The organism is Streptomyces sp. NPDC058240 (assembly GCF_042882135.1).
In the GTDB taxonomy this organism is placed as follows: Bacteria; Actinomycetota; Actinomycetes; order Streptomycetales; family Streptomycetaceae; genus Streptomyces.
The window spans coordinates 331,565-350,319 of record NZ_JBHVWT010000001.1 but is presented as its reverse complement, the minus strand read 5'-3'; the positions used below and the strand labels follow the sequence as shown (position 1 = coordinate 350,319).

At 71.4% G+C, this 18,755-nt stretch carries 15 protein-coding genes; 5 read left to right on the top strand and 10 right to left on the bottom strand.

Going from position 1 to position 18,755, the window contains the following annotated elements; translation table 11 throughout:
• Positions 1-242: 242 nt before the first annotated feature.
• Entirely contained in the window at positions 243-1,871 is a 1,629-nt protein-coding gene (locus ACFVX4_RS01545; RefSeq protein WP_389970768.1) for an alkaline phosphatase D family protein, read from the top strand.
• Positions 1,872-1,893: 22 nt separating this feature from the next.
• Here the strand turns inward: ACFVX4_RS01545 and ACFVX4_RS01540 are convergent, their stop codons facing one another.
• Entirely contained in the window at positions 1,894-2,898 is a 1,005-nt protein-coding gene (locus tag ACFVX4_RS01540) for a Gfo/Idh/MocA family protein (protein ID WP_389972044.1), read from the bottom strand.
• Positions 2,899-2,984: 86 nt separating this feature from the next.
• Between ACFVX4_RS01540 and ACFVX4_RS01535 the strand changes: the two genes are divergently transcribed.
• Entirely contained in the window at positions 2,985-4,307 is a 1,323-nt protein-coding gene (locus ACFVX4_RS01535) for a multidrug effflux MFS transporter (protein ID WP_389970765.1), read from the top strand.
• Between the two features lie 818 nt (positions 4,308-5,125).
• Here the strand turns inward: ACFVX4_RS01535 and ACFVX4_RS01530 are convergent.
• Positions 5,126-6,433 (bottom strand): hypothetical protein, encoded by a 1,308-nt coding sequence (locus ACFVX4_RS01530; protein ID WP_389970762.1) that lies wholly within the window; start codon positions 6,431-6,433, stop codon positions 5,126-5,128.
• Between the two features lie 141 nt (positions 6,434-6,574).
• Between ACFVX4_RS01530 and ACFVX4_RS01525 the strand changes: the two genes are divergently transcribed.
• On the top strand, positions 6,575-7,570 hold the full coding sequence (locus tag ACFVX4_RS01525) for a small ribosomal subunit Rsm22 family protein (protein ID WP_389970759.1): 996 nt from the start codon (positions 6,575-6,577) through the stop codon (positions 7,568-7,570).
• 15 nt (positions 7,571-7,585) lie between these two features.
• Here ACFVX4_RS01525 and ddaH read toward each other — a convergent pair whose 3' ends face one another.
• Entirely contained in the window at positions 7,586-8,470 is an 885-nt protein-coding gene (ddaH, locus tag ACFVX4_RS01520) for a dimethylargininase (protein ID WP_389970756.1), read from the bottom strand.
• Positions 8,471-8,854: 384 nt separating this feature from the next.
• On the opposite strand from ddaH, the gene ACFVX4_RS01515 reads away from it, so the two are divergent.
• A complete protein-coding gene (locus ACFVX4_RS01515) occupies positions 8,855-9,601 on the top strand; it encodes a bifunctional DNA primase/polymerase (RefSeq protein WP_389970753.1) in 747 nt (248 codons plus the stop codon).
• 57 nt (positions 9,602-9,658) lie between these two features.
• Here ACFVX4_RS01515 and ACFVX4_RS01510 read toward each other — a convergent pair whose 3' ends face one another.
• From ACFVX4_RS01510 to ACFVX4_RS01480, 7 genes are all read right to left on the bottom strand, one after another.
• Positions 9,659-10,597: a hypothetical protein gene (locus ACFVX4_RS01510; RefSeq protein WP_389970750.1), complete on the bottom strand. Its 939-nt coding sequence runs from the start codon at positions 10,595-10,597 to the stop codon at positions 9,659-9,661.
• The gene (gene efeU, locus ACFVX4_RS01505; protein ID WP_389970747.1) at positions 10,530-11,501 is read right to left on the bottom strand and encodes an iron uptake transporter permease EfeU; all 972 of its coding nucleotides are present in this window, start codon (positions 11,499-11,501) and stop codon (positions 10,530-10,532) included. The genes ACFVX4_RS01510 and efeU overlap by 68 nt, the downstream gene beginning before the upstream one ends.
• A 53-nt stretch (positions 11,502-11,554) precedes the next feature.
• Complete coding sequence (gene efeB, locus ACFVX4_RS01500; RefSeq protein WP_389970744.1) at positions 11,555-12,829, bottom strand: iron uptake transporter deferrochelatase/peroxidase subunit; 1,275 nt, start codon at positions 12,827-12,829, stop codon at positions 11,555-11,557.
• A 20-nt stretch (positions 12,830-12,849) separates the two neighbouring features.
• Entirely contained in the window at positions 12,850-13,986 is a 1,137-nt protein-coding gene (efeO, locus tag ACFVX4_RS01495) for an iron uptake system protein EfeO (protein ID WP_389970741.1), read from the bottom strand.
• Between the two features lie 191 nt (positions 13,987-14,177).
• Positions 14,178-15,017, bottom strand: coding sequence for a heme ABC transporter ATP-binding protein (locus ACFVX4_RS01490; RefSeq protein WP_389970738.1), 840 nt, complete (start codon positions 15,015-15,017; stop codon positions 14,178-14,180).
• Positions 15,014-16,057 carry a FecCD family ABC transporter permease gene (locus tag ACFVX4_RS01485; protein ID WP_389972042.1) on the bottom strand — a complete coding sequence of 348 codons (1,044 nt, stop codon included), beginning with the start codon at positions 16,055-16,057 and terminating at the stop codon, positions 15,014-15,016. The genes ACFVX4_RS01490 and ACFVX4_RS01485 overlap by 4 nt, the downstream gene beginning before the upstream one ends.
• Before the next feature lie 56 nt (positions 16,058-16,113).
• A complete protein-coding gene (locus ACFVX4_RS01480) occupies positions 16,114-17,187 on the bottom strand; it encodes a hemin ABC transporter substrate-binding protein (protein ID WP_389970735.1) in 1,074 nt (357 codons plus the stop codon).
• Positions 17,188-17,320: 133 nt separating this feature from the next.
• Between ACFVX4_RS01480 and ACFVX4_RS01475 the strand changes: the two genes are divergently transcribed.
• On the top strand, positions 17,321-18,718 hold the full coding sequence (locus tag ACFVX4_RS01475) for an HtaA domain-containing protein (RefSeq protein ID WP_389970733.1): 1,398 nt from the start codon (positions 17,321-17,323) through the stop codon (positions 18,716-18,718).
• Positions 18,719-18,755 lie beyond the last annotated feature (37 nt).

Below are 18,755 nucleotides of genomic sequence, written 5' to 3'. Positions count from 1 at the left end.
TCCTCCCCGGGGTGTGCGTGAGGCCACATGGAGTCAAGGCGGCGCGTGGGGCGGCGCGTTCGCACGTCGGCCGGGTGCCGAAGATGATCATTGTCTCGTCGCGGATGCATGTTTTGTCCCCGCGGACCCATTGCTGCCGCATTCCTCATCCACGCGACGCCCGAGCGACGCGAACACGACAGCCGCTCGATGTGCTGAGCCGGTGAACTGCTCGCGTACACCACCAGCCAGGGGAGGGTCAGATGACAGACTCATCGCACCAGCAGGAGATGCGCGACGCCGCCAAGCAGGTCGGGCGCCGCCGCTTCCTCACCGTCACCGGCGCCGCCGCCGCGCTCGCCTTCTCGGTCAACCTGCCCGCCGCGGGCACCGCGAGCGCCGCCGAGCTGGACTCCAGGAAGATCGGCGACGACCCGTTCACCCTCGGCGTCGCCTCCGGTGACCCGCTTCCCGACTCGGTCCTGCTGTGGACGAGACTCGCGCCGCGCCCCTACGAGGCCGGCAGCGGACTGCCCCGGGCCCGTGTGCAGGTGAGCTGGGAACTCGCCCGCGACGAGCGCTTCTCCCGCGTCGTGCGGCGCGGATCGGCCACCGCCCACCCGGAGTTCGACCACAGCGTCCACGTCGAGGTCAAGGGACTCGACGCCGACCGCGTGTTCTACTACCGCTTCCGCACCGGGACGTGGACCAGCCCCGTCGGCCGGACCCGCACCGCCCCCGCCCGCGGCGCCCGCAACAGCTCGCTGAGCCTGGCCGCAATCTCCTGCCAGGCGTACCACGACGGCTACTTCACCGCGTACAAGCACCTCGCCCAGGAGGACGTCGACGTCGTCTTCCACCTCGGCGACTACCTCTACGAGTACGCCGTCGACGCGACCGGCGGAGCCCGTAAGTACACCGACCGCAGGCTCCCCGCCCACTACAACCGGGAGACGGTCACGCTGGAGGACTACCGGCTGCGGTACGGCCTCTACAAGTCCGACCCCGACCTGCGCGCCGCCCACGCCGCGCACCCCTTCGTCGTCACCTGGGACGACCACGAGACCGAGAACAACTACGCGGGCGACACCCCCGAGAACGACGTGCCGCCGGAGGAATTCCTGCTGCGCCGCGCCGCCGCGTACCGCGCGTACTGGGAGAACCAGCCGCTGCGCGCCCCGCAGCGCCCCACCGGCCCGGACATGAAGCTCTACCGGCGCCTGCGGTTCGGCCGGCTCGCCCAGTTCGACATCCTCGACACCCGCCAGTACCGCAGCGACCAGGCGTACGGCGACGGCTGGCAGACGCCCGGACCGGAGTCCCAGGACCCGTCGCGCACCATGACCGGCGCCACCCAGGAGCGCTGGCTGATCGACGGCTGGCACGCCTCGCAGGCCACCTGGAACGTCGTGCCGCAGCAGGTCACCTTCGCCCAGCGGCGCGACGTCCCCACCGACGCCTTCAAGGTGTCCATGGACGCCTGGGACGGCTACCCCGCCTCCCGGGGCCGCATCCTGAAGGGCGCCGAGGCCGCCGGGGTCGCCAACCTGATGGTGCTGACCGGCGATGTGCACGTCGGCTACGGCTTCGACCTGAAGAAGGACTTCGACGACCCCTCGTCCCGCACCGTCGGCACGGAGATCGTCGCCACCTCCATCACCAGCGGCAAGGACGGCTCGGACAAGCCCGGCAGCTGGAACAACCAGATGCAGGCCAACCCGCACATGAAGTTCTTCAACGGCCGCCGCGGATACGCCGTCGTCACACTGGGCCGGGACCGGGCGCGCGCCGACTACCGCACGGTGTCCGCCGTCACCACGCCCGGCGCGCCCCTCGCGACGGCCGCGTCGTTCGTCACCGAGGCCGGGAACCAGGGCCTCACCCCTGCGTGAGGCCCCTCCCGGACAGCCCCGGTCAGCCGAGGTCGTCGGCCGGGTAGCGGACGCCGATGCGGTCACGTACCGCGTCGAGCGTCCGCATCACGGCGAGCGACCCGTCCAGCGGCACCAGCGGCGACTCCGTCTCGCCCGCCCGCAGCGCCCGCGCCACCTCGGCCTGCTCGAACTGCAAGCCGCGCAGCCCCGCCCCGGCCGCCCCGGCGGTGAACTCCTCGGGGTCGTGTCCCGCCCGGTGCAGCACGAACCGCTCCGGGTAGAAGAAGCCGCGCGGGAACTCGATCCGGCCCTTCGAGCCCGTGACCGCCGCGGTCTGCGGAGTGTCCGCGACGACCGAACAGTTCAGCAGCGCCGAGGCGCCCGCCTCCGACCAGCCCAGCAGCATCGCGGTGTGCAGATCGACGCCCTCGGGGGAGAGCACCGCGTCGGCCTGCACCCGGTCCGGCTCACCCAGCAGCAGATGCGCGAACGACACCGGATAGACCCCGAGGTCCAGCAGCGCGCCGCCGCCCAGCGCCCGGTCGCGCAGCCGGTGTTCGGGACCGAAGGAGCCCGCGAGCCCGAAGTCGGCCTGCACGGAGCGGATGTCGCCGATGGCGCCGTCCCGCACCAGCTCCGTCATGCGCCGGATGACCGGGTTGCAGTACGTCCACATGGCCTCCATCAGGAAGAGGCCGCGGTCCCGGGCGAGCTTCACCAGTTCGTCCGCCTCCCGGGCGTTGAGCGTGAACGCCTTCTCGCACAGCACGTGCTTTCCGGCCTCCAGGCAGAGCGCCGCCGCTTCCCGGTGCGCCGAGTGCGGCGTCGCGACGTACACCACGTCGACCTCCTCGTCGGCGGCGAGAGCGGCCCAGCTGCCGTACGCCCGGGGTACCCCGAACCGCTGTGCGAACGCCTGCGCCGAGGCATCTGTCCGAGATGCGACGGCCACCACTTCCGCGTCCGGCATCGACCGGAGATCCTCGGTGAACGCCGCGGCGATACCGCCGGTCGCCAGCACACCCCACCGCACAGCGCCGCTCATGCCTGTCATGTCTGCTCCCCAAAAGGTCTCGACCAGTCCGGCTGAGCTGAGAGCATAGATGCGGATTCAACGACATGGAGATGAGAATGCCGGAGAGCGGCGCAAGCCGGGCCCAGCAGGAACGCACACACATACCGACCGCCGGGACCGGGGCCTCGGAGCCCGGAGCCACCGGCGCACTTCCCGGAAAGCCGGCCGCTGCCGAAGCGGCCGGGCGCACCGGACTTCTCGTCACCCTCGTCCTCGGCGGCCTCACCGCGGTACCGCCACTCTCCATGGACATGTACCTCCCCGCCCTGCCCGCGGTCACCGAGTCCCTGCACGCTCCTGCCGCCACCGTCCAGCTCACCCTCACCGCCTGCCTGACCGGCCTGGCGCTCGGACAGATCGTCGTCGGACCGTTGAGCGACCGGTGGGGCAGGCGCAGGCCGCTGCTCCTCGGCATGGTCATCTACGTCGTCGCCACCGCGATGTGCGTCTTCGCGCCCACCACCGGGCTTCTCATCGGCTTCCGCCTTCTCCAGGGCCTGGCCGGTGCGGCGGGCATCGTCATCGCCCGTGCCGTGGTGCGCGACATGTACGACGGCGTGGAGATGGCCAGGTTCTTCTCCACCCTGATGCTCATCTCCGGCGTCGCGCCGATCGTCGCCCCGCTGATCGGCGGACAGGTGCTGCGGTTCACCGACTGGCGCGGAATCTTCGCCGTCCTCACCGTCGTCGGCCTGGCGCTCACCCTTGTCGTCTGGAAGTGGCTGGGCGAGACCCTGCCGCCGCAGGACCGGCACACCGGTGGCCTCGGCGACGCGCTGCGCACCATGCGCGGACTGCTCGCCGACCGGGTCTTCACCGGCTACATGATCGCGGGCAGCCTCGCCTTCGCCACTCTCTTCTCGTACGTGAGCGCGTCGCCGTTCGTCATGCAGGAGATCTACGGGGCATCGCCGCAGACGTTCAGCCTGCTCTTCGGCATCAACTCGGTCGGTCTGATCATCGTCGGCCAGATCAACGGCAAGCTGCTGGTCGGCCGGGTCAGCCTGGACAAGGCGCTGGCCTTCGGGCTCTGCGTCATCACGCTCGCCGCGCTCGCGCTGCTGCTGATGACGACCGGGGTCTTCGGGGAGGTGGGCCTGGCCCCGGTCGCCGCCGGGCTGTTCGTGCTGATGTCGGCGATGGGGATGGCGATGCCGAACACGAACGCGCAGGCGCTGATGCGTACGAAGCACGCCGCGGGGTCCGCCTCCGCGCTGCTCGGCACCTCGTCGTTCCTGATCGGTGCCGTCGCCTCGCCGCTCGTCGGGATCGCGGGCGAGGACACGGCCGTTCCGATGGCTGTCGTCCAGCTGGTGTGCGCGGTGGGCGCGATGGTCTGCTTCCTCGGGCTGTGCCGGCCCTGGCAGCGGACGTCGTGAAGTGCGCGCCGTGACGCGGGGCCTGTGACGCGGGGCCTGTGACGCGGTCCGTGGGTCAGCCCCGGGTCTTGCCGCTGATCATGTCCGGCCCGAACCAGCGGGAGAGGACGGAGGCGAGCGGTGGCACCGGACCGTCCTCCATCGCGAGCTTGAAGGTGTGGACCACGCAGGTCCGCACCGGATGCGTCGGCCCGCCGGGGTACCCGCTGTCGTCGGCGGACAGCGGACAGCGGCCGGTGCTGCGGGTGCGCCAGGGCGAAGCAGACCAGCATCGTGCGAGGGTCCTCGAACCGGAAGTACTCGGTGATCGCCCGGTTGCCGAAGTCCATGCGGTCGAAGACGACGGCGACGTCCTCGTCGCCGTACGGGGCGGCCCGCAGAGCCGGCAGCACGTCGAGGACCGCGTCACCGGAAGCGAGCAGCCGGGCCTCCTCGTGGGAGTCGCCCCAGGGCGGCGGATCGTCGTCCGGCGGGCACCCGGGGTACGTCTCGGTCCGCAGCGACGTGCCCACGGGAGGCCGGTCCCAGCGGGCCTGCCCGCTGACGCTGCCCCAGTTCAGACCGGCGTTGACGCAGAGCTTCCCCGCGACGAGCGCCCACGGTGTCCGGACCACGCGCTCACGTGCCAGCTCGACCACGAGACGGCCGAAGGCCTCCGGCCGCAGGAGAGCCGGCTCGGGCGGTGCGATGAAGGCGTCGGTCCGGATTCCCATGCCCTCTTGTAACAGCGGGGTCCGGAGCGGGGCGAACGGATTTCCGCGCTCCGCCCCGGACCCCGCGACGCCTCTCGACGTTCTCCGCGACGCCGCTGCGCCGCGCTACGACGACCTCGGATAGCCGATCAGGTGCGGGCGGTCCTTCTCGTCCGTCCAGCGGAACAGGCCGACACCGTCCGCCGTCTCCATGCCCGGAACCCGTACGTTCGACGGCAGGGCGCCCGTCGAACCGCTCCTGACGGCGACCGCGACCGGGGCGCCGCCGCCGGCCAGCACGTCCGCCGCGTTGCGTGCGCTCGCCGCGCCGTACGCGGTGCCCTCGTCGTTCACGGACGCCAGCGTCAGCGGCTTGGTGCCGTCCGCCCCCTCGAAGCAGAACCCCCGCTTCGTGGCCAGGTCGAACGCGAGCGGTCCGGCCACCAGGTAGGAGCCCGAGGGCGCGGAGACGAGCTGCGGGTACTGGCCCGGCTTTATCGCGGGCTTGCTGCACTCCACCGAGGCCAGGGTCTTGCCCGTCTCCGCGTCCTGCACCGCCCACATGTCGTGGGTGGTGGCGCGCTTGGCGCCCTTCGCGAGCTGCCACTTCGACAGGAGTAGACCCGGGATCACCGACGTCGGGATCCCGCTGAGCTTGTCCGTGCCCTTGGGGGCGACATTGCGGCTGAACCAGCCGCCCTGCACCCAGAACTCCTTGGACCCGCTGACCAGCAGGCCCTTCTGCGTCAGCCCGCGCACCTCGGTGAGCTGCTTGCAGGTCTTGCAGCCCTTCGGGTACTTGAGCGCGGCAGCCGTGACGTTCGACACCCGGCCGGTCACCGGGTCGACCACCGCGCTGTTCGTCCGGCCGTCGCTGATGAGGATGCCGGGGCCGGTGGTGGAGACCGTCGGAACGGAGTTCCACGGCACCTCGATGCGCCGCCGGGAACCGTCCTCCACGTCGTAGACATCCAGCGAGACGATGGTGTCGGCGGGGGTCAGCGCGTTCTCGCCGACCTTTCCGTACGCCCACGTCACGAAGTACTCGTGGTCGTCGACGGTGACCGGGAGGAGTCTCGGGAACTGGTGCGGGGACGGGGGCCGCCAGCTCTCGCCGTGCCAGCCGTCCTCTCCCGTCTTGGAATCGATGGTCCGCAGCTGGTACTTGGTCTCCGACTCCCGCACCAGATAGGCGAGACGGCCCGTCGTCCGGGAGATCGCATAGTCGGGCGAGGTCCCGATGAGCTCCCAGCCGTGCTCCGTCGCATACGCGGAAGGAACGGTGAGCTGCGTCACCTTCGTCGGGCTCTTCCTGGCCTGCTTCTCCGGCTTGTCCGTGCTCTTCTCGCCGCTGCCGCACGTGGCGAGCAGAAGAAGCATGGCAAGCACGATCACTCCGCCGACCAGAGCCAGGCGCACGATCTTCTGTCTCATGGTTCCCCTCAATGGGCAATCCCGACCTCGCGGCGGTCAGCGTAGCAACTTGCGCAGGCATCGCGGCAGTTCGGATTCCGTGCAGTTCGGCGTGGATACCGGGGCGGGGACGACTGGGTCGGCTTTGCCTACAATTCGTCGGTGAACGCCACCCTCCCCACCGCGGAAGTCCTGCGCGCGGCGCTGGCCGGACTGCTCGACGGGTTGCCGCCCAAGCAGGCCGCCCAGGCCGTCGAACGGCTCATCGCCAACTACCGCGGGACCACCCCGACCGACGCGCCGGTGCTCCGCGACCGTTCCGACGTCGCCGCGTACGCCGCGTACCGGATGCCCGCCACCTTCGAAGCCGTACGGTCCGCCCTCGCCGCGCTCCAGGAGGCCGCGCCGGACTGGACGCCCGCCACGCACACCGACGTCGGCGGCGGCACCGGAGCGGCGAGCTGGGCCGTGGCAGGGGCCTGGGAGGGGCCGCGGACGACCGTGCTGGACTGGGCCGAGCCCGCGCTCGCCCTCGGCCGCGAGCTGGCCGGCCTCTCCGGCATCCCCGCCCTGCGCGCCGCCGAGTGGCGCCGGGCCCGGATCGGCGCGGGCCTCGAACTCGCCCCCACGGACCTGATCACCGTCTCCTACGTACTCAAGGAGCTGACCGCGGACGTCCGCGCCGCCCTCGTCGACACCGCCGCCGCGGCGGCGCAGGCGGTCGTGGTCGTCGAACCGGGCACCCCCGACGGCTACGCCCGGATCATCGAGGCCCGCGACCGGCTGATCGCCGCCGGGCTGAGCGTCGCCGCGCCCTGCCCGCACAGCGAGGCCTGCCCGATCGAGCCGGGCACGGACTGGTGCCACTTCTCGGCCCGGGTCAGCCGCTCCTCGCTGCACCGGCAGGTCAAGGGCGGCTCGCTGCCGTACGAGGACGAGAAGTTCAGCTATGTGGTGGCGACCCGCTTCGGGACGGAGCCCGTCCGGGCGCGGGTCACCCGCAAGCCGCAGATCCGCAAGGGGCAGGTGCTGCTGGACCTGTGCACCCGCGACGAGGCCCTGCGGCGTGCCACGGTCACCAAGCGGCACGGCGAGCTGTACCGGGCCGCCCGGGACATCGCGTGGGGCGACGAGTGGCCGCCCGGCGGGAACGCCTGACGGCGGCCCGCTCGCTCACCCCCGCAGCTCCTGCGTGCAGCACTTCACGCTGCCGCCGCCCTTGAGCAGCTCGCCCAGGTCCATCGGCACCGGTTCGAAGCCCCGCGCCCGCAGCGGATCGAAGAGCCCCGTCGCGGCCTGCGGCAGCAGCACATGGCGCCCGTCGCTCACCGCGTTCAGGCCGAGCGCCGCGGCGTCCGCCTCCTCGGCGATCAGCGCACCGGGGAAGAGCCGGGCCAGCACCGACCGGCTGCCCGGCGAGAAGGCGCCCGGGTAGTACATGATCTCGTCGCCCGCGTCGTCGAGCACGGACAGCGCCGTGTCCAGGTGGTAGTAGCGCGGGTCGACCAGATCGAGCCCGATCACCGGGCGCCCGAAGAACTCCTGCGCCTCGCCGTGCGAGAGCGGACTGGACCGGAAGCCCCGCCCGGCCAGGACGTACGACGCGGTGACCGCGAAGTCGCCCTCGCCCTCGTTGACGTGGTCCGGTTCATGGATCTCGGTGAAGCCGTTCGCCCGGAACCACTCGCGATGGGCCCCGGCCTCCTCGTACCGCTGCCGGTACGCGAAGCGGGCGCCCAGCACCCGGCCGTCGATGACGGTGGCGCCGTTGGCGGCGAACACCATGTCGGGCAGCTCGGGGCGGGGGGCGATCAGCTCCACGGTGTGCCCCAGGGCGCGGTACCGGTCGCGCAGGTCCTCCCACTGCGTCCGGGCCAGGGGGAGGTCCACGGGCTTGCTGGGGTCCATCCAGGGGTTGATGGAGTACGTCACCCTGAAGTGCGTGGGCGCGCACATCAGGTAGCGGCGGGGTGTGGCTTCACGAGGCAACGAAGGCTCCTCACGAAAGGCAGGGGTTGCCTGCCGGGGGACTTCGCACGGATCTGTGCGTGAGCCCATGGTCCGCTCTCCGGGGCCCGCGCGCAGTGATCCGATCGGGTGGTTCCGCGCGACCGGGAGACGATACGTATCGACTCGTCCCACTGCTGGATCGATCGGCACGGTAGAGAACCGGCAGCCCGACGCCGGCCGCCGCAACGAGCGTTCGCGCCGCGCGATCCATGACGCGGCGCTCGGCCTGGTCGCGGAGGTGGGCTACCCGAGGACCACGACCACGCCCTGCGCAGGACCGGCGCCCTGAGACGCACCCGTCATTTCATGACAAGAAGTGGCATAGTGCCCAACTCGCGGCACTGTCGTCCGTACCCCGCTTCGGGACTCCGGCCACCCGAGGCGCAGGATGGTGGGACCATGGGCAGGGGCAACGCTGAGGTAAGGGGATAGATGGGCGCCGATTTCGGCCGTTATCGCGGCTCAGAGAGCAAATTTTCCCAATGGCTTCGCCGCCGACCCAAACCGCAGCAGAGCGAGGTCGACGACACCGCCCGGGAGGCGCTGCTCCTGGCCGTCGCCGAGGCCGGAATGCCGATCGCGCCGGCCGCCCATCCGATCGGATACCGATGTTCGTGCGAACGCATCGGCTGTCCCACCCCCGCCCGGCACCCGATCTCCTTCGCCTGGCAGACGCAGTCCACCACCGACCGGGCCCAGATCGAGCGCTGGGCCCGCAGCCAGCAGCAGGCTAACTTCATCACCGCGACCGGCATGATCCACGACGTTCTCGACGTGCCGCTGTCCGCGGGCAGCCAGGCGCTGGAACGGCTCCTCGCCGCGGGCATCGACGTCGGCCCCGTCGCCCGGTCCGGCGACGACCGGATGCTCTTCTTCACCGCCACCCGCGGTACGCCCGAGGACGAGGACGAATGGTGGCCGTGCGAGCTGGACTGCCACCCCGAGACCATGGACGAGCATCCGGGACTGCGGTGGCACTGCCGCGGCAGCTATGTGCTCCTGCCGCCGGCCCGGCTCCCCGGCGAACTGGACGTGCGGTGGGTGCGCGGGCCGGAGAACCCGCTGCCCGATCCGCTGACCCTGCTGGAGACGCTCACCGACGCGTGCGCGCAGTACGCGGACGAGGCGGACCAGAGCGATCTCGACCATGACTCGGTGGCGTGGCCGCTGAGCCGTTAGCGCACCGTCCGGATCATGACCGGGGCCGTTCCCGCACGCGGGGCGGCCCCGGTCGTGTCACGAGCCCTTCGCCGCCGTCAGGCCCGGCAGCCTGTTCAGCACGACCACCTTGCCGCCGTCCTTCGTCGAGCCCTTCTTCGGGACGTACACCAGCTCGCTGGAGACCCGCTCCTTGGTGAGGGTGGACTCCACCTCACCGGTCAGCAGCGCCTCCACGTCCTGGTTGAGCGGGGGGCGCAGCCCCTTCGCCGCGGTCTGCCGCTCGAAGTGCTTGCTGCTGAAGAAGACCAGTGCCCCGCCGTCGTCCGTCTCCAGGCCGAGCGGGCCGAACGTACCGCTGTCCAGCGGCCGGTCGATGTACTGGTACGAGAAGCCCGCCCGCCGGGTGGTCCGGCGCGCCTCCCGCCAGCCCGAGGTGGCGGAGCCGGGGGCGAAGACGTCCGGGGTGCCCTTCTGCAGGTACTGCGTGTACTGGGTGCTCAAGTCCTCCGGTGCCACGGCCAGTTCGGTGCTGTCGGCGGCCACCGGCCTGGCCCGGCCCTCGCCGTCCTTCGCGAAGGACGGCAGCTGGGAGGCGGCGAGGACCGACAGATAGGAGGCCTTCCACCCGGCGCCGGGCCCGGACTTGACGAAGACGACCAGCCAGCGGGTGTCCAGCTTCCCGTTGTCCTGGTCGCGGTTGGCGTCGGTGTCCGCGAGGAACCACCGCGGCCAGCCGGCCTTCTTCGGGATGAGATACCGGGCGTCGGTCAGCTCCAGCGGCGAGTGGTCCGGGTTGCCGTCCGGATGGTTCTTCTGCCGCGCCTTCAGCCCGGCCTGGTTGATCGCACCGAGCGGGCCGGTGACCCGGTCCGCGTCCAGGGCCGGATCGTAGGCCTTGTCCGCCGCGTTGTACGCGGTGGTGAACGCCTTCAGGGCCTGCGCGGCCTCAGACCTGGTTGCCCCCGGCACCACTTCCAGCTCGCCGTGCACCGTCACGCAACCGCTCGCCGTCATGGACAGCACCGTCGCCGTCGCGAGCCCCGTCGCCAGCCGAATCGGCCTCAGGCTTCTCATCCGTTGCTTTCCGCACCTTCTGATCCGTCGCCCTTTCTGACCGTCCGAACCCTACCGGGGCGAGGAACAGCGCGAGGGTGGGGATCAGATACAGCGCCCACACCGTGATCTGGAGAACGGTCGGGTCGGGCTGGAAGTTGAACGTGCCCTTCAGCAGCGTGCCGTACCAGCTGTCCGGCGGAATCGTGGCGCTGATGTCGAACGCCTGGTTGTGGAGACCGCCGATGAACTCGGCTTCCTGGAGGTCGTGGACGCCGTACGCGAGCACGCCCGCGGCGACGATCACCAGCATGCCGCCGGTCCAGGTGAAGAACTTCGAGAGGTTGATCCTCAGGGCGCCCCGGTAGAACAGCCAGCCCAGCACGACGGCGGCCGCGATGCCGAGGAGCGCGCCGATCATCGGGTGCCAGCCGTCGTCCGCCGCGTGAACCGCACGCCACACGAACAGCGAGGTCTCCAGGCCCTCCCGGCCCACCGCGAGGAGCGCCGTGGCGACCAGCGCGCCGGTACCCATCGCGAGCGCCGCGTCGAGCTTGCCGTGCAGTTCCGTCTTCAGGTGCCGCGCGGTGCGCCGCATCCAGAAGACCATCCAGGTGACCAGGCCGACGGAGACGATCGACAGCGAACCGCCGAGCGCCTCCTGGGCCTTGAACGTCATCTCCTGCGAACCGAATTCGAGCCCGGCACCGAACGCCAGGCTGACGACGATCGCGATCCCCACCCCGGTCCAGATCGGCACCAGCTTGTTCTTGTTGCCGGTCTTCACCAGATAGGCGATGAGGATGCAGACGACCAGGCTGGCCTCAAGGCCCTCGCGCAGGCCGATCAGGAAGTTGCTGAACACGTCTCGGTTCTCCTTTTCTGCTTCGAGTCCCGTTACTTCTGCTTCGAGTCTCGTTACGAGAACAGCGCCCGGCCCCACCAGTCGCCCTTGTCGCGGACGCCCGGCGGGACGGCGAAGTGCGCCGAACCCACGTGCTGGATGTACTCGTTGAGTGCGTCGTGCGCCGCCAGGCGCCGCTGGAGCGGAATGAACGCCTTGCGGACATCGCGCTGGTAGGCGAGGAAGAACAGCCCGGCGTCGAGCCGGCCGAGGCCGTCCGTGCCGTCGGTGAAGGAGTAGCCGCGGCGCAGGATCGTCGCACCGCCGTTGCTGTCCGGGTGGGCGAGCCGCACGTGCGCGGTCGGCAGCATCGCCTTCAGGAACGGCTCGTCGCGCTCCTTGGCCTTGCCGACCGGGGCGCCCTCGCCCTTGTCGCGGCCGAAGACGTCCTCCTGCTCCTGGAGCGGGGCGCGGTCCCAGGTCTCGATGTGCATCCGGATGCGGCGGGCCACCAGGTACGAACCTCCGGTCATCCAGCCCGCGTCGTCCTTCGGGCCGACCCAGACGTGCTTGTCCAGGGCGGCGGTGTCGGTGCCGGAGATGTTCCGGGTGCCGTCCTTGAAGCCCATCATGTTGCGCGGGGTCTGGGCGTCCGGCGTCGTCGAGGACGTCTTGCCGAAGCCCAGCTGGGACCAGCGGATCGCGGTGCGGCCCATGCCGATCCTGGCGAGGTTGCGGATGGCGTGCACCGCGACCTGCGGGTCGTCCGCACACGCCTGGACGCAGAGATCGCCGCCGCTGCGGGCCGCGTCGAGGTTGTCGCCGGGGAACTTCGGCAGATCGACGAGCGCCTCGGGCCGCTTGTCCTCCAGGCCGAACCGGCCCTTGGCGAAGAGCGAGGGGCCGAAGCCGATGGTCAGCGTCAGCCGGGACGGCTTCAGCCCCAGCGCCTCGCCCGTGTCGTCCGGCGGGGCCTCGGCGAGACCGCCGTACGCCCCGTCGCCGACCGCGTGACCGGCCGTCATCCGCTCCGCCGCCCGCGTCCACTCCTTGAGCAGCGCGATCAGCTCGGCGCGGTCCTTCGTCGTCACGTCGAACGCGGCGAAGTGCAGCCTGTCCTGTACGGCGGTGGCGATACCGGCCTGGTGCGCACCGTGGAACGGCACGGCCGCACCGCTGTCCGCGGCCGGCACCGCGTCGTTCTCCGTGCGTACTGCGGCGACCGCGCCGCCGGCCGCGACGGCTCCCAGCGCGAGACCCGCGCCGCCCCAGCCGAGCAGTGCCCGGCGGGACGGGGCGGGACCGGAGGTCTCCTCCGGGGTTTCGCCGGCCTGTGTCTGGTCGGACATGACCAAAGCCTTCCCGCTCGTTACTTCGTCACCGCGGCGGCGAGCCGGGACAGCGGCTCGGCCAGCGCGTTGACCGCGTCCGAAAGCTCCTTGCGGTCCGCCTTGCCGACCTTCTCGTACGAGGTGAACTCGTAGGAGCTCTTGTCCTTGCGGTACTTGTCCAGCAGCGTGTTCAGCTCCGCGAACCGCTTGTCCAGGGTGGCGGTCAGCGCCGCGTCGTTCTTCGAGGCGATCGGCTTCAGCAGCTCGTAGGACTTCTCGGCGCCCTCGACGTTGCCCTTGAAGTCGATCAGGTCGGTGTGGCTGTAGCGCTCCTCCTCACCGGTGACCTTGCCGGTGGCGACCTCGTCGAGGAGCTCCTTGGCGCCGTTGGCCATCGAGGTCGGGGTGATGTCGGCCGTGCCGACCCGCTTCTGCCAGTCGAGCAGGTCCTTGTGGAGGACCGGGGCGAGGGCCTTTTCCTCGGCGCCCAGCTTCTTGTCCTGCCACAGCGCCTTCTCCAGGCGGTGCCAGCCGGTCCACTTCTGGCCGTCCTCCAGGCCGTCCTCGCGGATGTCGACCTTGGGGTCGATGTCACCGAAGGATTCGGCGACCGGCTCGGTGCGCTCCCAGCCGAGCCGGGAGTCGGCGTAGATCTTCTTGGCGGCCTCGATGTCACCGGCGGCGACGGCGTCCGTGAACTTCTTGGCCTTCGGCAGCGTCTCGTCGGCCTGGGCCTGGACGTAGGTGCGGTACTCCGCGACGGCCTTGTCCATCTCGGGGCTGCGCTTGGCCGCGTTGCCGCCGGTGACCTCCAGCTTCTGCCGGATGCCGTGGCCCTTCATGCCGGGCTTGCAGGCGACCTCGTACGAACCCGCCTTGATCTCGGCCGTGATGGTGGCCTTGGTGCCGGGGCCGATGTTCTCGCGCTCGGCGACGATGCGGTCGTCCGGGAAGAGGACGTAGACCTCGGTGACCTTGGATCCCTTGTTCTGCACGGCCAGTTCGATGTGACCGGCCGGAAGCTTCTTCTTCGACACCTCGCAGGAGTCGTCCTTCGCGACGACCTGCAGGGCGCCGTCGCCCTTGCCGTCGCTCTTCTGTGCGCAGCCCGTGACGGCGGTCAGAGCGGCCACCGTGGCGGCAGCGGTGACGACGGAGAAACGAACGGCTCGCATACGGGCTCCACATGAGGACGAAGGAGAAGCGGGAGAAGATCCGGACAAAGGCAGGTGAGGCGGACCTAACTTAACCGAGGCTTACCTGAGCAATGCCCACCCGTGCAGTGATTCAGCTCTCATCCGGGCGGCACGGAAACGGGGCGATCACGAGTGACCCATGGATCTCCCAAGCGTAGGTCAAGCAGTGGTCAAGTCCCTCTTGTCGGTACGACGAGAGGCGCCCCGGTCCGCGGGTGCGGGAACACCTCGACCGGCTGCCGGTAGACCTCGCCGAGCAGCTCGCCCGTGAACACCCCGGCGGGCGGCCCCGCCACCGCGATCCGCCCGTCGTGCAGCACGGCGGCCCGGTCCGCGTACGCCGCGGCGAGACCCAGATCGTGCAGCACCACGACGACCGCGTCCCCGGCGGCGGCCCGCGCCCGGCAGATCCGCAGCACCAGTTCCTGGTGGCGCAGATCGAGCGCGGCCGTGGGCTCGTCGAGCAGCAGCAGCGGGGCGCGCTGCGCCAGCACCCTGGCCAGTGCGACCCGGGCCCGTTCGCCGCCGGACAGGGCGGAGAAGGGCCGCGCGGCGAACTCGGTGACCTCGGTCGCCGCCATCGACGCGGCGACGGCGGGATCGTCCTCGTCCGCCCGCTCCGTTCCGGCCCACGGTGCCCGCCCCATCCGGACGACGTCCTCCACCGGGAACGGGAACGACAGCGCGGCGGACTGCGGCAGCACGGCCCGGCGCAGCGCCAGTTCGGCGGCCGACCAGTCGCCGACCGGGCGCCCGTCGATCCGGATCTCACCGCCGGCCGCGGGCAGATCGGCGGCCAGTGCCGCCAACAGGGTCGACTTGCCCGCCCCGTTGGGCCCCACCAGCGCCAGCACCTCGCCCGCGTGCGCGGTCAGATCGATGGAGTCGAGCACCGTCCGCTGCCCCAGCAGCACCCGCAGCCCGCACGCCTCGGCGACGGGGGAGCCGGGGGAGACGGGAGCGGGCAGTCGCCGTCCCCGTACCCGGAACGGATTCTTCAGGGCCTTCATGCCCAACCACCTTGCTTGCGACGGGTCCTGCGCAGCAGCCAGAAGAAGAACGGGCTGCCGAAGAGCGCGGTCAGCACACCGAGCGGCAGCTCGGCGGGATCGGCGACGGTACGGGCCGCGAGATCGCCCACCACCAGGACCAGGGCGCCGCCGAGCGCACTGCCGGGGACGAGGAAGCGGTGGCCGGGACCGTTCGCCATCCGCAGCAGATGCGGCACCAGCAGCCCCACGAACGAGATGATCCCGGCGACCGCCACCGCGGCGGCGGTCAGCAGCGCCACGACGAGCACGAGCACGATCCGGAGCCGTTCGACATCGACCCCCAGGTGCCGGGCGGGCCGTTCGCCGAGCGCGAGGAGGTCCAGCTTCCGGGCGTGGAACGGTGCGACGAGCAGCCCGAGCACCGCGCACGGCAGCACCGCGAGCACCTTGGGCCAGGTCGCCTGGGCCAGCGAGCCCAGCTGCCAGAAGGTGATCTGCGAGATCTGCGCGTTGTCGGCGAAGAAGATGAACAGCCCGATCAGCGCGCCCGCGAAGGCGTTGACCGCGATCCCGGTGAGGATCAGCGTCACCACCTCGGTCCGTCCGCCCGACCGCGACAGCGCGTACACCAGCAGTACGGTCGCGAGCCCGGCGGCGAACGCGCAGACGGTCACCGTCCAGTTGCCGAAGAAGCTCAGTCCGAGCGCGATCGAGGCGACCGCGCCGACCGCCGCACCGGAGGAGATCCCGATCACCCCGGGCTCGGCGAGCGGATTGCCGAACACCCCCTGCATCAGGGCGCCTGCGCAGCCCAGCGACGCCCCGACCAGCAGGGCCAGGACGACCCTCGGCAGCCGTACGTTCCACAGCACGCTCTCGCCGACCCGGTCCAGCGCGGCCCCGCCGAGGCCGAGCCGGTGCTGGACCGAGCCGAGGACGTCGCCGAGCGGGATGCTGTACGCGCCGAGTCCGGCGGAGAGCAGACAGCACACCAGGAGGGCGGCGAGCAGCCCGGCGGTCAGCGCGAACGACGAGGAGCGCCGGGGCCTGGGTGCCATCGGCCCTTCCGGTGCCGCGGCGGCGTCGGCCCGGGTGCGCTCCGGGGACGTGGTGGTCACTTGTCCGCCCCGTCCTCCGGGTAGAGCTGCGCGATCAGTTCGCTCAGCACCCGGTCCGTGCGCGGGCCGTAGTTCAGCAGCACCCCGTCGTCGATGGAGACGATCCGCCGGTCCATCCCGGCCGGGGTCTCGGCGACGCCCGGGATCTTCACGAGTCCGTCGACGCCGCCCACCGAGTCGAGCCCCTTGCTCATCACCAGGATGGCGTCGGGGGCGGCCTTGGCGAGTGCCTCGCTGGTGATGGCGGTGAAGTCCTTCTTCAGCCCGGACGCCTTGCCCGCGTCGACGGCTCCCGCCGCTTCCAGGAGCGAACTCGCGCCGGACTCCCGGCCGCCCAGCAGATACACCGAGGCCGAACCACGCAGGTAGAGGAAGGCGACCCGGGGCTTCTCGTGCCCGTCCGCCGGGGCGGGCACGGACTTCCGTACGGCGTCGATACGCGACTGGGTGCGCGACTTCAGTTCGGCGCCCGAGTCCGGCATGCCCAGGGCCGCCGCCACGGTGCCGATCCGGCGGCCGATGTCGGAGAGCTGCTGGGCCGGTTCGACGACGACGAGCGGGATGCCGGCATCCCGGATCTGGTCGATGGCCTCCGCCGGGCCGGTCGTGGTCTCGGCGAGCACGACGGTCGGCTTCAGCGACAGCACGCTCTCCGCCGAGACGTCATGGGCCCGGGTCACCACGGGGAGTTTCGCGGCCTGTTCGAAGGTGGCCGTGATGTCGCGGGCCACGACCCGCTTGCCGAGGCCGAGCGTGAAGACGATCTCGCTCAGACCGCCGGTCAGCGGAACGATCCGGTCCGTCGAGGCGACGGTGACCTCGGCGCCGTCCGCCGACTTCACCGTGACGGGCAGCCGTGGCTCCGGCGCGGTGGCGAGGGGTTCGACCCGGTCGGCGGCGGCCCCGGCAGCGGGAGCCTTCGTCTCCGTACCGCCGCCGCAGCCCGTCAGGACGAGGGCCAGGGCGAGAACGGCCGTCAGGGCGCCGAGCGGTCCACGGCTCCCGGACCGCCCGCGCCCCGGCCGTCGGCCGCCCTGACCCGGTGGGGCGAAGTCCTGCGAGAAGCGCACTGGGGCACCGTCCTGTCGTAGTGCGTGGGCAGTTGGTCATGGTTCGCGAGTGATGTGGTGGAAGGGGTACCTCCACGAGACGCGCATAGCTTAGGTTAGCCTTACCTCAGTTTCCAGACCTCGGAGGGGTTCCATGCTGCCGTCCAGACCTGCCCGCGCACTCGCCGTCACGCTCCTGACGGCGGTGCTGGGAGTCCTGCTCCCCGCCACCGCCGCGCAGGCGGCGGGCCGTACGGTGCAGGGCGGCAGGCTGGACTGGGGCATCAAGCCCTCCTTCCAGAGCTATGTCACCGGCCCGATCGCGAAAGGCAGTTGGAGCCTGACCGGCGGCGCCGCCACGGTCGGCGGCAGCCAGTTCCGCTTCCACTCCGCCACCGGTTCCTACGACCCGGCGACCGGCGCCTTCGCCTCGGCCTTCGCCGGCGGGGTCCACTTCCTCGGCCACCGGAAAACCGACGGCAGCCACGAACTGGACCTCACCATCAGCCGCCCCACCGTCCGCATCGCGGGCGGCGGCGGCACCCTGTACGCCGACATGGTCAGCAAGGACCGGGGGAGCGGCCGGGTGACCTCGGCCGCCCAGGTGCCGCTCGCGACGCTCGGCCTGTCCGGGATCGACATGAAGGGCGGTACCACCCCCATCGCCCTCCGCAACGTCCCGGCGACCCTGACCGCGCAGGGCGCCAAGGCGTTCGCCGGCTACTACACGGCCGGCACCCCGCTCGACCCGGTCAGCCTCTCCGTGGACACCTCCGCCCCGGCCGGGAAGCCCGCCGCCGCCAAGTCCCCCGGAAAGAAGCCGGAGCCGAGGAAGACCGCGACGGCCGCCGGACGCTTCGAGGACGCCGCCGTCGACTGGGGTGTCCGCCGGACCTTCCGCGAGTACGTCACCGGCTCCATCGGCAAGGGGAAGTGGACCCTCGCCGGGGGCGCCCAGGACGGCGGGGCGCTTTTCCGCTTCCCGCGCGGCAAGGGCACGTACGACCCGGCGAGGCAGACCCTGGACGCCGAATTCGCGGGCAGCGTCCGGTTCACCGGCGCCGACGGGCTCGATCTGGAACTGTCGGCCGTCGCGGTCCGGGTGAAGGCGGGCAAGGGCACGCTCCTGGCCGACGTCCACGGCGACGGCGACCGGCGCAGGGCCGTCCCGCTCGTCACCTTCACCGCGAAGGACTTCGCGCCGAAGGACGGTCTCGCCGTCCTCGCCGAAGCTCCCGCCACCCTCACCGCCGACGGCGCCGAGGCGTTCGGCTCGCTCTATCGGGCGGGCACCGCGATGGACCCGGTCTCGCTGGCCGTCGTCGTCGATGCCGGGGCCGAACTGCCCGCCCTGCCCGACCTGGGCAGCGCCCCCGACCCGTCGTCCCAGCCGTCCGCCGCATCGACGGAGAAGGCCACCCCCGCCGCGGCTGAGGCAGCCGACTCCAGCACCGGCCTGTATCCGGTCCTCGGCGGTGCGGGCGTGCTCGCCGTCGCGGCGGGCGCGCTGTACCTCGCCCGTCGCCGCGGCACCCCGCGGAAGACCGACTAGGCCTGTCCGACCCTGATCCGCCGGACAGGGTCTAGAC

Coding starts and splice junctions, on each gene's coding strand:
- ACFVX4_RS01545 (WP_389970768.1), top strand. CDS start 243: ATGACAGACTCATCGCACCAGCAGGAGATGCGCGACGCCGCCAAGCAG.
- ACFVX4_RS01540 (WP_389972044.1), bottom strand. CDS start 2,898: ATGAGCGGCGCTGTGCGGTGGGGTGTGCTGGCGACCGGCGGTATCGCC.
- ACFVX4_RS01535 (WP_389970765.1), top strand. CDS start 2,985: ATGCCGGAGAGCGGCGCAAGCCGGGCCCAGCAGGAACGCACACACATA.
- ACFVX4_RS01530 (WP_389970762.1), bottom strand. CDS start 6,433: ATGAGACAGAAGATCGTGCGCCTGGCTCTGGTCGGCGGAGTGATCGTG.
- ddaH (WP_389970756.1), bottom strand. CDS start 8,470: ATGGGCTCACGCACAGATCCGTGCGAAGTCCCCCGGCAGGCAACCCCT.
- ACFVX4_RS01515 (WP_389970753.1), top strand. CDS start 8,855: ATGGGCGCCGATTTCGGCCGTTATCGCGGCTCAGAGAGCAAATTTTCC.
- ACFVX4_RS01510 (WP_389970750.1), bottom strand. CDS start 10,597: ATGACGGCGAGCGGTTGCGTGACGGTGCACGGCGAGCTGGAAGTGGTG.
- efeB (WP_389970744.1), bottom strand. CDS start 12,829: ATGTCCGACCAGACACAGGCCGGCGAAACCCCGGAGGAGACCTCCGGT.
- efeO (WP_389970741.1), bottom strand. CDS start 13,986: ATGCGAGCCGTTCGTTTCTCCGTCGTCACCGCTGCCGCCACGGTGGCC.
- ACFVX4_RS01490 (WP_389970738.1), bottom strand. CDS start 15,017: ATGAAGGCCCTGAAGAATCCGTTCCGGGTACGGGGACGGCGACTGCCC.
- ACFVX4_RS01485 (WP_389972042.1), bottom strand. CDS start 16,057: ATGGCACCCAGGCCCCGGCGCTCCTCGTCGTTCGCGCTGACCGCCGGG.
- ACFVX4_RS01475 (WP_389970733.1), top strand. CDS start 17,321: ATGCTGCCGTCCAGACCTGCCCGCGCACTCGCCGTCACGCTCCTGACG.